The following is a 14,100-nucleotide window of genomic DNA, read 5'->3' as shown; positions in this document are numbered from 1 at the left end:
AAAAGGAGTTTATGTAATGGCAGAATCATATCGAGCAATTAATTGGAACGCTGTCGATGACATGATTGACAAGGCAACCTGGGAAAAACTGACTGAACAATTTTGGTTGGATACTCGAATTCCCCTCTCAAATGATTTAGATGATTGGCGCGGACTTGACGACAAACACCAATGGGTCGTGGGACACGTTTTCGGTGGCCTGACCCTTCTGGACACCTTGCAGTCCCAAGACGGCATGGCATCCCTTCGGAAAGATACACAGACGCAACACGAAACCGCTGTGTTAAATAACATTCAGTTCATGGAATCCGTGCACGCAAAGAGTTATTCTTCAATTTTTAGTACCTTAAACACACCAGAAGAAATTGACGAAATTTTTGACTGGAGCGATAGTGAGGAATTTTTACAAAACAAAGCACTTCGAATTCGTGATTTGTACCACGATGATGGTCACCCACTGAAAAAGAAGATTGCGAATGTCTTTCTCGAAACTTTCCTGTTTTATTCTGGTTTCTTCACGCCTTTGTATTACTTAGGACACAATAAGCTAGCCAACGTGGCTGAAATCATTAAATTGATCCTCCGTGATGAATCAGTCCACGGCACCTACATCGGTTATAAGTTCCAGGTTGGCTTTAACCAACTCGGTGAAAATGAACAGCAAGAATTAAAGGATTGGATGTTTAATTTCTTGTATGAATTATACGAAAACGAAGAAAAGTACACCCATCTAGTTTATGACCAAGTTGGTTGGACTGATCAAGTCTTAACCTTTATCCGGTATAACGCGAATAAAGCGCTCATGAACTTAGGTCAGGATCCACTGTTCCCTGATACGGCAGATGATGTTAATCCAATCGTGATGAACGGAATCTCAACGACTACAGCCAACCATGACTTCTTCTCACAAGTTGGTAATGGTTATCTGTTAGGTAACGTTGAAGCAATGCAAGATAGTGATTATGATATTTAGTAGTGTAACGAAACTCGTTTAGATTCAGGGCTATAAGTAAATAGCGTCGTAGATTCCTAGTTTGGAATCTACGACGCTATTTACTTACAGAACCGAAACCTGAGCTTTAGCTCAACTTTAGAACAGATCTAGTTTCAAAATCGAGCAGTCTTTCTAACTCCTTGGTGTTAAGAAACCCGTTAGATGCTTACCAATGTGGGTATAGTTACCCAGCCCTTCTGTCAATCACAAGCTGTATTATCAACCTGTAAGCAACGGTTGTTGTCGTCCTTGGGAGATGGTCTAGGACCAGTCCAAAGTCGTCTATGAGCACCATGAGCAGAAGTATAAAGACGAATTTCTTTAGGACGGACAGTTTCGCCAGTCGCTTCACAGAGAATTGACGAATTTAACCTTCAACCAAAAAAGCCGTTGTACGAATAATCGCACAACGGCTTTAAGCAGTCACCTTAAATTACTTAAGGGTAACTACGCCACCAACTTCTTCAAGCTGAGCTTTAAGATCGTTAGCTTCGTCTTCTGAAACGCCTTCCTTGATGATTGAAGGTACGTTATCAACAAGACCCTTAGCGTCCTTCAAACCAAGACCAGTGATTTCACGGACAGCTTTGATAGCCTTAACCTTTTGGTCACCAGATTCAGTTAATTCAACGTCGTAAGAATCCTTAGTTGCACCAGCGTCGCCACCAGCACCACCAGCAACTGGAGCAGCAGCTGAGACATCGAATTCGTCTTCGATTGCCTTAACAAGGTCGTTTAAATCAGAAATTGATGCTTCTTTTAATGAAGCAATAATTGAGTCTTTATCAAAAGCCATTTTTGTTTCCTCCATTTTATATTGGGATAGTTAGTAATAATTCTAGGTTAGGCAGCTTCGCCATCACCCTTGTCAGCGATTGCCTTAACCGCACGCGCAATTTTACGCATTGGATCAGACAAGGCACTAGCAAGCATTGATAACAAGTCTTCACGACTTGGCATCGTAGCATAAGTGTTAATGTCATCAATTGAAGCAACCTTCTGTTCAACCATACCACCCTTGATTTCCAAGGCATCATGGCTGTCAGCAAACTTCTTCAAGATCTTTGCGGGTGCAATTGCATCTTCATCTGAGAATGCAACGGCTGTTGGTCCGGCAAAGACATCATTCAAATCACCATAGCCAGCCTTATCAGCGGCACGGGTCAAAACTTTGTTCTTGATGACGCTCATTGATACACCAGCATCACGTAATTGCTTACGTAAGTCAGTCACTTCTGCAACCGTTAGACCACGATAGTCAACAACGATAGCTGATTGGGCGTTATTAAAACGTTCAGTCACTTCATCAACTTGTTTAGCCTTGATTGCAATAGTTTCTTTACTCATTAGTTTCACCTCCTGAATTATTTTAGGAATAAAAAATCCCTATGTCACCCAGACATAGAGAGAAATGTAAAACTAATTTCACATCTCCTCGGCAGGTCATATTAAGGCTTTCGCCGCCTGAGTCTTGGGCAGAACAATATCAACTCATCAAGCATACCGAATACACTATCAAAAGTCAACACGGGATTTTCTAATTTAATTAAAGGGCAGCTGCATCAACATTGACACTTGGGCCAAAGGTTGAGGCAATCGATACGTGCTGTACGTAAGTTCCCTTAACAGCTGCAGGACGGGCAGAAACTACCACGTTCGCAATCGTGCGTAAGTTTTCAACCAACTTGTCAGCATCGAATGATACTTTACCAACTGGAACGGCAACGTTACCATCACGATCAGTCCGGTAAGTAACCTTACCAGCCTTAGAATCGCTAACAGCTTTTGTAACGTCCATAGTAACCGTTCCCGTCTTAGGGTTAGGCATTAAGCCCTTAGGACCAAGGACCCGGCCTAAACGACCAACTTGGGCCATCATATCAGGCGTTGCAATGGCAACGTCAAAGTCCAACCAGCCGTCTTGAATCTTGCCTACTAAGTCATCATCACCGACAAAATCGGCTCCGGCTGCTTGTGCTTCCTTAGCCTTATCACCCTTGGCAAATACAATCACAGTCTGTTCTTTACCAGTTCCGTTTGGCAGAACAACTGCGCCCCGGAGTTGTTGGTCAGCTTGCTTTGTATCAACGTTGAGTTTAAATGCAATTTCAACCGTTGCATCAAACTTAGCAAAATCAATTTTCTTAACTAAATCAACGGCTTCGTCAAGGTTGTAGAGCTTATCTTGTTCTACTTGCTTAACGGCGTCTTGATACTTTTTACCTCTTTTATGAGCCATCTTGTGTATTCCTCCTTGCAAATGTGGTTATAACGGCTTGGCCTCCCACTTGATACATTTGCTTTCACAAAGTATCCGTAGTGTTAGTAGCTGGGATTAACCTTCTACAGTGAAGCCCATGCTACGAGCAGTACCTTCAACCATACGCATAGCTGCTTCAACGTCAGCGGCGTTTAGGTCTTGCATTTTGGTTTGAGCGATTTCCTTCACTTGATCCTTGGTTACCTTAGCAACCTTCTTCGTGTTAGGCTCGCCTGAACCGTGTTCAACACCAGCAGCCTTCTTCAACAGAACGGAAGCTGGCGGTGTCTTGGTAACGAAGTCGAATGAACGATCCTCATACACCGTAATAACAACTGGAATGATCATTCCAGCTTGATCGGCAGTACGAGCGTTGAAATCCTTCGTAAAGCCCATGATGTTAATTCCGGCTTGGCCCAAAGCTGGTCCAACTGGTGGAGCTGGTGTTGCTTTGCCCGCAGGAATTTGCAATTTAACAATGTTAGCTACTTTTTTAGCCACGAGACATACCTCCTTGAAGTCCGTGTTGTGGTAAATGGAGAGCAGATTTCTCCTCCCACACGTGTATGCAAAACATACTCATATAAACTACCACAAATACGGCCAAATGCCAAGTAATAGTTGAAATAAATTAAGCGACCGGGTCAACTTGATCAAAATTCAGTTCGGCGCTGGTCTCCCGGCCGAACATGTTAATATTAACCTTCAGTAGTGCTTTTTCATGGTTGACCTCGGTCACTTTACCTTCAAGGCCTGAAAAAGCACCATCGACGATTTTAACCGTATCATCGACATCCACATCAAGGTCCTCATGCCGACTGCTCATGCCCAGTCGTTTCAGAATTAGTTCAACTTCGTCGGGCAACAATGGCGTTGGTTTTGATCCCTGACCATGCGAACCAATAAACCCGGTAACCCCAGGCGTGTTCCGAACGATGTACCATGCTTCATCGGTCATGACCATTTCCACCAAAACGTAGCCGGGAAAAGTCTTATCCATCTTGATCTTTTCCTTACCGTTCTTAACTTCACGTTCCTCTTCTTCGGGAACGACTACCCGGAAAATGTAGTCTTGCATGCCCATTGATTGGGCACGTGACTCCAGGTTCATCTTAACTTTATTTTCATAACCAGAATAAGTATGTAGGACATACCATTGCTTCTCGGCTGATTCAACCATCTTGTTCCATCCTTTCTAAAGGGACTACCAATGTCAATTTTGTCAAAATAAAAAAACTCCGACAGCGCGAAGTTTTCGTCAAAAGTCATTATAGCATAAAATACCGTCTAGTGGTGTTAGACCATTAATTTTAATCCTATTTGAATTAGATAATCAACTAGGCCTAGGAAAATCGCCATTGAGACCGCCACAGCGATCACGCTAGTCGTATCCTTACGGGTTTGCTTAGCATCAGGCCAAGAAACCTGCTTCATTTCGTCCTTTACTGAAACTAAGAACCTAAAAAACCGCATGAGCTCCTCCTAACAAGGGATGACGACGATTACCGGGTCTCCCGATGTAACGTATATTTACCACAATACTTACAATACTTGTTAACTTCGAGTCGAACTGTCCGATTGGGGCTGGCCGCAATCGTATAGTTTCGAGACCCACAGACAGAACATGCTAACGCAACTTTCTTTTGAGCCACGTTCAACACCTCCTCAATAGTACAAACCATCATAGCATTCCCAGTAGGCCGATGTCAAGATTACTCTTCCCAGATCAGCTCACGAGTCTTGCGTTTCATCCGTTCGTAAGCGTTGTGAAACTGGACCGGGGTTAAATGCAGTCGTTCGAGAATCTCCTCATCCGAATCCCCTGCCATCTGTGCCAGCAAAATCGTCCGTTCCATTTTTGAAAGGTGCTTCTTAATAATCTCCATCAACCGTTGCTGATGCACCACAAGATGCTCCGAGGAAAAGAGGTCTTCGTCCTTTAGCGTTTCCGCAAAATAAGACGGATTAGCATCGATCGAAGTCAATGGACCAGTTGCCTTACGCTTCTGAGCGTTAATTCGCCGCACTATATCTCGCCGGCAATTTAATAAAGCAGTCTTGAAATAGCTGCCAAAAGCTTCTTGGCGACTAGTATCAAAACGTTTAACCACTTCCCACAGCACGATCATGGATTCCTGAGCCCATTCTGAAAGCTCCAAACCCTTCAAATAGTAGCGTTCTTGAATGCTGATAATCAGTGGGCGGTAGCGATTCAACAGTTCCTCCAAGGCATGTTCATTTCCATTTCTAGCCATTTCAACTAACATCCAGTCAGCGTTTTCTTGCAATTGCATTTGTCTTTCCTCCCAGATTTTATTATCTGAGCGATAGTATAACAGGAAAAAAGACGGACTATACCAAACAAAAAACGGGTATGTACAAAGTGAGAGCCAACCAATTCTTATTCAACAGTTACTATCCGCCAGTTTAAGGGCTCTTAGTAAGCTATACCAAATGCTTAAATGGTTGTTTTCTCACGTGAATATTAGGTGGATCTCAGCGCTCATTAGGATGATGTTCATCTTCCAAGTTCTCTCTGAGCTTCTCCAATTGCGATAATTGGCCGTCATTCCAGGGGGAACGGCGAACTTTACCCAAATCGGCATACTTTACAGCTTGTGTATGAACTTCTTTTTTTGTTCGGTTCACGTTAGTCAATAATTCAGTAGCAGGTATCCGTAAAGCACCAGCCGAAAAGACCGTCCACTGCTCTGCTTGGTCACTTGTCGCAACAGTAACCTGTGTGAAGCGAGTCTGCTTTTCTTTCGTGAGCGCTTCAATGTATTCATCAGCAGTCTGATCTTGACCCGTCCAGACAACTTCCAATCCATACTGATCATACTTTTTGGACATCCCCGGCACAAACATTGCGTCAAAAACAACGATGATTTCAATATTCATGTATTTCCGGTACTCCGATAAAATGGCTAAAAGGGTATCACGGGCTTCTTCGAGCCGGTTGGACAGCTTAAGCCGGTTTAGGTCGGGCCAGTTACCAATCATATTGTAGGCATCTACAATTAATATTTCTTTTTTCATTGGACTCACCCGTTTCGTTTAGTTCAGTGGGTGCCGTGACGAGAAGGCTTGATACATCAGTAAGCTAGCCGCAACACTGGCATTTAAGCTTTGAACGTGGCCCACCATTGGAATCGTCAGCATCTCGTCCACCGACTTTTTTAGTAACGGCGAGATGCCTTTACCCTCGTTACCGATGATGATGGCCACTGATCCCGTAGCGTCAAAATGCCGGTAGTCCGTCCCGTTCATATCCGTACCAAAGATCCACAGACCACGCTCTTTAAGTTCCTTAACGGTGTTGACCAAGTTGGTCACACGAGCAACCGGTACGTGCTCGATGGCGCCCGTTGAAGCTTTCGCCACCACACCGGTCAAGCCAACCGAACGGCGTTTTGGAATAATAATGCCGTGGGCCCCAACGGCATCCGCAGTACGCATGATCGATCCCAAATTGTGGGGATCATTAATGTTATCTAAAATCAAGAAGAATGGCGCCTCATCACGTTCTTCAGCCCGCTTAAATAAGTCGTCGATACTGGCGTAGTCATAAGCGGCAACCGCTAAAACAACGCCCTGATGATTTTCATGAGGGACTAAGCGTTCCAGCTTAGACTTGGGCACCATTTGAATCACCAGAGACCGCTTCTTGGCAAGTTTAATAATCTCACCGATCATGTCGTTTTTTAAACCATCTTGAATAAAGACTTTGTTGATCTCCTGATCACTTTTGAGTGCTGCCATTGCAGGATGGCGACCGAAGATAAACTCCGAAGCTTCATCTGAAGTTTGCTGATTATTTTTCATTTGGGAGCCTCCCTGCTTCAACTTGTTCGATGCACCAGTGAGCAACTTCAGCTAATCGGTCATCCTGGTCACTTAAGGTTAAATACCCAAAAACGGCTTCGAACCCAGTCGAGATTCGATAGGTCATCACACTAGTATTCTTAGCGTGGGTATAACTTTTTGCATTGCGCCCACGCTTGAAATAATAGGTTTCTTCTTCCGTGAGAAAATCGTCCGCTTCCATCAACGCGATTAGACCTGCTTGTGCCTTGGCAGAAACGTACATTGTAGCTTGGTGATGTAACTTAGTAGGTTTCGTGTAACCCTGTTCAATCAAGTGGCGCCGAATAAACACCTCATAAGCTGCGTCTCCCATATAGGCGAGTGCAACGCCATTTAACTGCCGAAAATCCTGTTGCTGTAATTCACTCATACTGTTCCTTTCCCGTCTTCTCGATGCCAACGGGTACCTTGAGGCGTGTCTTCAAGAATGATGCCCTGAGCTTTTAACTGCTCGCGGATCTCATCACTGCGTTCAAAGTTGCGCGCTTTCCGTGCAGCGAGTCGTTCATCAATTAGAGCTTGAATTCCCTCATCATTAAGTGCTTCCCGTTTGAATTCAATGCCAAAAATGCTGACCAGCTCCTGTAGCGTCTTTAAGATAAACTGCACGCTATCATTAAAAACCACTGGTCTTTCAGCATAAACATTTCCTAGTTTAGCCAGTTCATAGACCTGGGTAATCCCGTTTTGAACGTTAAAATCGTCATCCATTTGGTCCACAAAATCGGCCTCGATCTGCCGAATTTCCTGCTCGATCTTTGGATCACTGCCCGCCTCAGCATCTTTGAGCCGGTAGGTTAAATTATTGAATGCGGTTTGCAGGCGTTTCAAATTATTAGCAGCGTCATCCAAATTGCCCTGGGTGTACTGAATTGGCCGACGATATTGTGTAGTGGCCATGAAGAAGCGCAGCACTTGAGGGTCAACCGTCTTCAAAATATCATGAACCGTAACAAAGTTTCCCAATGATTTACTCATCTTTTCGTTATCATCACCGACAGTGACAAACCCATTATGCAGCCAGTAATGGGCAAACGTCTGTCCCGTCTTGGCTTCGGTTTGAGCAATCTCATTTTCATGGTGCGGAAAGGTTAAATCTTGTCCGCCACCGTGAATATCGATGGTATCACCGAGATACTTAGTCGACATTACGGAACATTCAATGTGCCAGCCAGGACGACCTTCACCCCATGGTGACGACCAGGAGATTTCACCGGGCTTAGCGGCCTTCCAAAGTGCAAAGTCAACGGGATCTTCCTTACGGTCAACTTCTTCTGGATCAACGTGCTGACTCGCACCAACTTCCAAATCGTCAATATTTTGGTGAGAAAGTTCACCGTACTTGGCGAATTTGCGTGCTCGGTAGTACACGTCACCTTCAGATTCATACGCGTAACCCTTATTCATCAAAACCTGAATGAATGAAATAATCTCCTTGATGTTTTCTGTCGCTCGCGGGTGCTTAGTGGCGGGCTCAATATTCAGTGCGGTCGTATCTTCCATGAAGGCAGCGATGAAACGTTCGGCGATCTTCGGTACGGTAGTATTGGCCTCTTTAGCAGCCTTGATCATTTTATCGTCGACATCCGTAAAATTTGAGACGTAATTAACGTGATAACCTTTATATTCAAAGTAACGGCGAATCGTGTCAAATGCAATGGCACTGCGAGCGTTACCAATGTGAATGTAATTGTAGACAGTTGGTCCACAAACGTACATGTTGACAATTCCCGAGGTAATTGGAGTAAAAACTTCCTTTTGGCGTGTGAGTGTGTTGAAAACTTTTAGCATGGGCGAACTCCTCTCTGATTAATCGTAAGTATATTTTAGCATAATTAACCTATGAGCTTACAGTATTCAGCGCATCGTAATGATTATTTATTCTAATTAACTGGCAAGCATTTAAAAATAGCCGATTGAAAGCATTAAAAAGGAACTGGTCACAAATGCAACTTTACTTGCAACCAAGTCCCTTTACGAAAAAACAGTTTATTTGTCAATTTGAGCTAACGTCTGTGCAACGTGTTCCAGAGTTGTTTCACGACCAACCAATTCAATCGATTCAGGAAGTTCTGGTCCGTGCATCTCATGGGTAACCGCAATTCGAATCGGCATCCAAAGTTGACGTCCTTTGATTCCTGTATCCTTTTGAATATCTTTGATGGTGGCTAAGATCTTAACCTTATCAAAAATCGGTAATTTTTTCACCCTTGCAGCGAATTCTTTTAAGACCACTGGTGCAGTGTCATTCGAAATTTCGGCTAAGGCATCACCAGTGACTTCCTTAGGCTCATGAAAGAAGACGTCTGCCATCTCGTTGATTTGAGCCATGTAACTCATCTGCTGTTTGTAAAGATTGATCAGTTGACGAGCCCATTCAACCGTTTTAGTATCCGGATTTTCTGGAATATTACCAGCCTCGATCAGTTGTTGCAAGGCCAGGTCCACCACTACATCTTCATCAGATGACTTCACGTACTGGTTGTTGATCCATTCCAATTTCTTTTTATCGAAGGTTGCTGGGGACTTACTCAGCCGTTTTTCATCGTACATCTTCACAAACTGTTTCAAAGAATAGATTTCATCTTCACCAACTGGAGACCAGCCTAACAGAATAATGAAGTTCAACAAGGCATCCGGTAAGTAGCCAAGCTTACGGTACTGCTCAATGAACTGGAGTACTGTTTCATCGCGTTTAGACAGTTTCTTTCCGGTATCCTTACTGATAATCAGGCTCATGTGTCCAAACTTCGGTGGCTGCCAGCCGAAAGCTTCATAAATCATCAATTGCTTAGGGGTGTTGGCAACGTGGTCATCACCACGAAAGACATGACTGATTTTCATTAGGTGGTCGTCCAAGACAACCGCGAAGTTATAAGTCGGAATACCATCCGCTTTAACGATAACAAAGTCACCACCAATGGTGTCCGAATCAAATGAGACTTTGCCCTTGACCATGTCATCCCAAGCATAAGTCGTGTGTTCTGGAACGTGGAAACGAATGACCGGCTTCAGTCCTTTAGCTTCGGCTGCCACCATTTTAGCTTCCCGTTCTTCATCCGTCATACCAGCGTACTCATACTCATAGTGGGGCATCTCATGACGTGCCCGCTGAGCGTCCCGGTCAGCTTCCAGTTCCTCTTCAGTCCGGTAAGACTTGTATGCCTTGCCTTCGTCAAGCAGTTGCTGGATGTAAGGTTTGTAAATTTCAAACCGTTCTGACTGACGGTATGGGCCAAAGTCACCGGGCTTGTCAGGTCCTTCATCCCAGTCGAGTCCTAACCAACGTAAGTTATCAAGCTGGCTCTTCTCGCCGTCAGCCACGTTTCGCTTAGTATCAGTATCCTCGATTCGAATAATAAACTTGCCCTTGTAGTGACGCGCAAACAAGTAGTTAAACAGTGCTGTCCGTGCGTTACCAATATGCAGATGCCCAGTCGGACTTGGTGCATAACGAACGCGAATTGAATCATTTGCCAATATCTATTCCGCCTCTTTCAAAATATTTCGATTAACTCATCCGTTAACGAAGGGATACATCAATCGATGTATCCCTCATTTATGAACATCCCTTACAGTGTCCAAAGAAATCGATATCCTTTTAAGTGTACAATGGAACCTTCAAAAAGAAAAGTTAGTTCGCTCGTTTCTTATTGTTTTTTTGTTTGTTGCCACCGTTCTTTTGAGCATCAGTTTCTTCTTTGATCTCGTGAGTGGAATGCGCTGGTTTTGCAAAAATCATTCGGCCGGCATCAGTTTGGATCGCCGAAGTCACGATCACATCCAAATGCTCATTTAAATAGAAGCGCCCGTCTTCAACAACCACCATGGTGCCATCATCCAGATAAGCAACCCCTTGCTGCCGTTCCGTTCCATTCTTGACTACCATCACATCAAGGTGTTCACCAGGAATTACTCGCGGCTTCAAAGCGTTAGCTAGAGCGTTGATATTAAGCACCTGAACCTTTTGAAATTCAATCACTTTATTCAGGTTGTAATCATTGGTGACGATCACGCCATTAACTTCTTTGGCTAACCGAATCAACTTACTGTCAACTTCCGAAATATCGTCGTAGTCACCCTCGTACATCTCAACAGGAATGATGTTTTCCTCACGCAACTTATTTAAAATGTCGAGTCCACGACGTCCCCGAACTCGTTTGATACTATCGCTGGAATCTGCAATGTACTGTAATTCATACAGCACAAAGTTTGGCACTAGCAGCGTCCCTTCAATAAAGCCCGTTTTGACTAAGTCATAAATCCGGCCATCAATTAAAATATTGGTATCTAGGATCTTGTAGTGGTGATAATTATCATCGATTGGTCGGTCAATAATCGCTTCACCGTGGTCGTCGGCCTTCTTGTTACTACGAAATGAAAATAACCGATTCCACTCTTCGCGCCTAGTCGTTCCAAGACGAAAACCAAGGTATCCAAATAAAATCATCAAAATGATGGGTATCACGGAACTAAAGAAACGAGAATTAAGTCTGTAAAGCGGTGTTGAAATCAGAATGGCAAACACCAGTCCAATAATCGTTGACAAGGTACCGAATAATAGATATGTCGGGCTCTTAGAAGTCAGGGATTTTTCAAGTCGATTAATCAAACGCTCGATAAAAGAGGAAAAAACAAGGGATAATAGCCAAAACACGAGCGCCCCAATTACAGCGTTTGAAAGATCATTATTAAACCAAGTCTGTGTTGGGTGGCCAACGGCGCCCCACAGAAGTGGCAGGTAAACAGAACCGATCCCTAAACCAATAAACGCAAATATTGCTTGAATAATTAATCTTTTTTTGTTCACTCATTTCACCTCCAATGCACTATGCTAAAATCTTTTTCAATGCTTCACCAATTGTCGCGACGCCAATGACTTGAATCCCCTTTGGTGGTGTCCAGTCCTTTAGGTTGTTTTTCGGGATATAGATTCGCTTAAACCCCAATTTATGAGCCTCACTGACCCGGTCTTCAATTCGATTGACCCGCCGGACTTCGCCCGTCAATCCAATTTCACCAACGTAGCATTCATTCGGATTAGTACCCTTATCACGGTAGGAACTGGCAATACTGATTGCTAATGCTAAGTCGATTGCCGGTTCGTCCAGCTTAACACCACCGGCCGCCTTCAAATAAGCGTCTTGATTTTGTAACATCAAATTCGCCCGCTTCTCTAGAACGGCCATGATCAAGGACACCCGATTCCGGTCAACGCCAGAGGCCGTGCGTTGAGCATTGCCAAAAACCGATGGCGTCAGCAACGCCTGAATTTCAACCAGAATTGGTCGAGTGCCTTCCATGGAAACCACGATGGCCGAACCAGTGGCATCTTTCAAACGTTCTTCAAGAAAAATCTCAGAGGGGTTCTTAACTTCTTTCAGTCCGGTCTCCTGCATCTCAAAAATGCCCAGCTCGTTGGTTGAACCAAACCGGTTTTTGACCGCCCGTAAGATCCGGTAAGTGTGGTGCAGATCCCCTTCAAAGTATAAAACCGTATCCACCATGTGTTCCAAAATTTTGGGCCCGGCAATTGCCCCGCCCTTCGTCACGTGCCCCACCACAAAGATCGTCACACCTTGTGACTTGGCGATCCGCATTAACTCCGCTGTGACCTGTCTAATTTGTGAAACTGAACCAATCGCCGAGGTAATCTCAGGTTCCGACATGGTTTGAACCGAATCGATCACCACGTAGTCTGGCTTCATCTCATCAATATTCGCTCGGATCCGGCTCATATCGGTTTCAGGGTACAGGTACAAATTATCACTAGCAACCCCTAGACGATTAGCGCGCATCTTAATTTGGTTAGCACTTTCCTCACCCGACACATAAAGAACTGTGCCGCCAGTTTGGCTCAACTGACCAGAAACCTGAAGCAACAAAGTTGACTTACCAATCCCTGGATCACCGCCAATGAGGACTAATGAACCAGGGACGACACCACCGCCAAGAACTCGGTTTAATTCACCAAGCTGAGTCTTAATCCGGGGTTCTTTCGCTGTGGAAACAGCGGCTAATTTTTCCGGCTTTGTAACTGCCCCACCAACAAGGGTCGAAGCGGACTTTGAAACTGAAGTAGTCGCTGGTGCAATCACTTCTTCAACAAAGGTGTTCCACTTGCCGCAGTTTGGGCAACGACCTAGAAAACGTGGTGCTTGATAACCGCACTCCTGACAAACAAACTGAGTCTTTGCTTTCGCCAATCTTGTTTCTTCCTTCCTGGTTAAAGTTTGACTATTACTAACCAAATACTATTTTAGCATAGTCTAGCGGCTTTGCAGCCATTGATAATCGACTTTTAAACGTTCTTAAATTACTTGCCAGACGAGCCAAAACCACCCTGTCGTTCTTGCTGAGGGGCCCGTTCGTCATCCGCCTTTAAGAATGGCATGAAAATTCCTTGGCCAATGCGGTCACCCTTTTTAATTTTGGCATCCGCTAGGCCAAAATTAAGCACCTGCATGAAAATTTCGCCTTCATTGTTTTCGTTATTATAATAGTCCGCATCAATAACGCCGATCCCATTTGGAATCACTAAGCTTCGTTTTAAGGGATTGCTTGAACGGTTAGCTAAGATCAAAACCTCGTCTGGCCCCATATAAGCCTTAATTCCGGTGGGAATCAAGAATGGTTTCAAGGCTTTTTGAGCCTTTGCTTGAGCTACTGAATCAAGGCTTTCCTGATGGCGAATTGCCCACAGTATTTTTAAAAAATCGAGCTTCCAAATACTTGGTACAGTGAAGTCCACGGCACTTTCAAAGTCGTATCCAGCGGCGCGTTGCGTTGTTCGGTAAGGGAGCCTCAAATCAGCATTTCTGTATGATGAAACGATTTCAAATCCTCGTGACATGTTTCTACTCCTTTCGTGCTTGTTTAATCTTACACTATAAGTGCTTTCCAGGACAGGGGAAATGTGTCGATTACGGGGCTCACTTTCCACTAAAAAGTGTTGTACAATTGTAAGTACTAAAAACTA

Annotated in this window: 17 protein-coding genes and 1 other annotated feature; of the genes, 1 reads left to right on the top strand and 16 read right to left on the bottom strand. The window is 44.2% G+C overall.

The window, feature by feature from the left end; genetic code table 11:
* The first annotated feature begins 16 nt into the window (after positions 1 to 16).
* Positions 17 to 973, top strand: a complete 957-nt coding sequence (gene nrdF / locus GM612_RS06940; RefSeq protein WP_155431664.1) for a class 1b ribonucleoside-diphosphate reductase subunit beta — start codon at positions 17 to 19, stop codon at positions 971 to 973.
* A 454-nt stretch (positions 974 to 1,427) separates the two neighbouring features.
* On the opposite strand, the gene rplL is transcribed toward nrdF, so the two are convergent.
* The 16 genes from rplL to GM612_RS06860 form a co-directional block, all read right to left on the bottom strand.
* A complete protein-coding gene (gene rplL / locus GM612_RS06935; RefSeq protein ID WP_155431663.1) occupies positions 1,428 to 1,790 on the bottom strand; it encodes a 50S ribosomal protein L7/L12 in 363 nt (120 codons plus the stop codon).
* Positions 1,791 to 1,837: 47 nt separating this feature from the next.
* On the bottom strand, positions 1,838 to 2,341 hold the full coding sequence (rplJ, locus tag GM612_RS06930; RefSeq protein ID WP_155431662.1) for a 50S ribosomal protein L10: 504 nt from the start codon (positions 2,339 to 2,341) through the stop codon (positions 1,838 to 1,840).
* A gap of 21 nt (positions 2,342 to 2,362) precedes the next feature.
* Positions 2,363 to 2,488: a sequence feature (ribosomal protein L10 leader region), on the bottom strand.
* 52 nt (positions 2,489 to 2,540) lie between these two features.
* On the bottom strand, positions 2,541 to 3,233 hold the full coding sequence (gene rplA, locus GM612_RS06925; protein ID WP_155431661.1) for a 50S ribosomal protein L1: 693 nt from the start codon (positions 3,231 to 3,233) through the stop codon (positions 2,541 to 2,543).
* A gap of 96 nt (positions 3,234 to 3,329) precedes the next feature.
* Complete coding sequence (rplK, locus tag GM612_RS06920) at positions 3,330 to 3,755, bottom strand: 50S ribosomal protein L11 (protein ID WP_343031838.1); 426 nt, start codon at positions 3,753 to 3,755, stop codon at positions 3,330 to 3,332.
* 130 nt (positions 3,756 to 3,885) lie between these two features.
* Positions 3,886 to 4,434, bottom strand: a complete 549-nt coding sequence (gene nusG / locus GM612_RS06915; protein ID WP_155431659.1) for a transcription termination/antitermination protein NusG — start codon at positions 4,432 to 4,434, stop codon at positions 3,886 to 3,888.
* Positions 4,435 to 4,550: 116 nt separating this feature from the next.
* Positions 4,551 to 4,727: a preprotein translocase subunit SecE gene (gene secE, locus GM612_RS06910; RefSeq protein WP_155431658.1), complete on the bottom strand. Its 177-nt coding sequence runs from the start codon at positions 4,725 to 4,727 to the stop codon at positions 4,551 to 4,553.
* A gap of 29 nt (positions 4,728 to 4,756) precedes the next feature.
* Positions 4,757 to 4,936, bottom strand: coding sequence for a 50S ribosomal protein L33 (rpmG, locus tag GM612_RS06905; RefSeq protein ID WP_155431657.1), 180 nt, complete (start codon positions 4,934 to 4,936; stop codon positions 4,757 to 4,759).
* Between the two features lie 30 nt (positions 4,937 to 4,966).
* A complete protein-coding gene (locus GM612_RS06900) occupies positions 4,967 to 5,548 on the bottom strand; it encodes a sigma-70 family RNA polymerase sigma factor (protein WP_155431656.1) in 582 nt (193 codons plus the stop codon).
* Between the two features lie 202 nt (positions 5,549 to 5,750).
* Complete coding sequence (locus GM612_RS06895; protein ID WP_155431655.1) at positions 5,751 to 6,293, bottom strand: NYN domain-containing protein; 543 nt, start codon at positions 6,291 to 6,293, stop codon at positions 5,751 to 5,753.
* Between the two features lie 18 nt (positions 6,294 to 6,311).
* Positions 6,312 to 7,079 carry a 23S rRNA (guanosine(2251)-2'-O)-methyltransferase RlmB gene (rlmB, locus tag GM612_RS06890; RefSeq protein WP_155431654.1) on the bottom strand — a complete coding sequence of 256 codons (768 nt, stop codon included), beginning with the start codon at positions 7,077 to 7,079 and terminating at the stop codon, positions 6,312 to 6,314.
* Positions 7,069 to 7,491 (bottom strand): Mini-ribonuclease 3, encoded by a 423-nt coding sequence (locus GM612_RS06885; protein WP_155431653.1) that lies wholly within the window; start codon positions 7,489 to 7,491, stop codon positions 7,069 to 7,071. The genes rlmB and GM612_RS06885 overlap by 11 nt, the downstream gene beginning before the upstream one ends.
* Complete coding sequence (gene cysS, locus GM612_RS06880; protein ID WP_155431652.1) at positions 7,488 to 8,912, bottom strand: cysteine--tRNA ligase; 1,425 nt, start codon at positions 8,910 to 8,912, stop codon at positions 7,488 to 7,490. The genes GM612_RS06885 and cysS overlap by 4 nt, the downstream gene beginning before the upstream one ends.
* A gap of 198 nt (positions 8,913 to 9,110) precedes the next feature.
* Positions 9,111 to 10,601, bottom strand: a complete 1,491-nt coding sequence (gltX, locus tag GM612_RS06875) for a glutamate--tRNA ligase (RefSeq protein ID WP_155431651.1) — start codon at positions 10,599 to 10,601, stop codon at positions 9,111 to 9,113.
* A 154-nt stretch (positions 10,602 to 10,755) separates the two neighbouring features.
* Complete coding sequence (locus tag GM612_RS06870; protein WP_343031837.1) at positions 10,756 to 11,931, bottom strand: PIN/TRAM domain-containing protein; 1,176 nt, start codon at positions 11,929 to 11,931, stop codon at positions 10,756 to 10,758.
* Between the two features lie 19 nt (positions 11,932 to 11,950).
* Positions 11,951 to 13,327 carry a DNA repair protein RadA gene (radA, locus tag GM612_RS06865; RefSeq protein WP_155431650.1) on the bottom strand — a complete coding sequence of 459 codons (1,377 nt, stop codon included), beginning with the start codon at positions 13,325 to 13,327 and terminating at the stop codon, positions 11,951 to 11,953.
* Between the two features lie 110 nt (positions 13,328 to 13,437).
* On the bottom strand, positions 13,438 to 13,974 hold the full coding sequence (locus tag GM612_RS06860) for a dCTP deaminase/dUTPase family protein (RefSeq protein ID WP_155431649.1): 537 nt from the start codon (positions 13,972 to 13,974) through the stop codon (positions 13,438 to 13,440).
* Between the last annotated feature and the right edge of the window lie 126 nt (positions 13,975 to 14,100).

The sequence above is a fragment of the Secundilactobacillus folii genome, assembly GCF_009720675.1.
GTDB lineage: Bacteria > Bacillota > Bacilli > Lactobacillales > Lactobacillaceae > Secundilactobacillus > Secundilactobacillus folii.
This window is presented reverse-complemented; position numbering and strand designations above follow the sequence as displayed.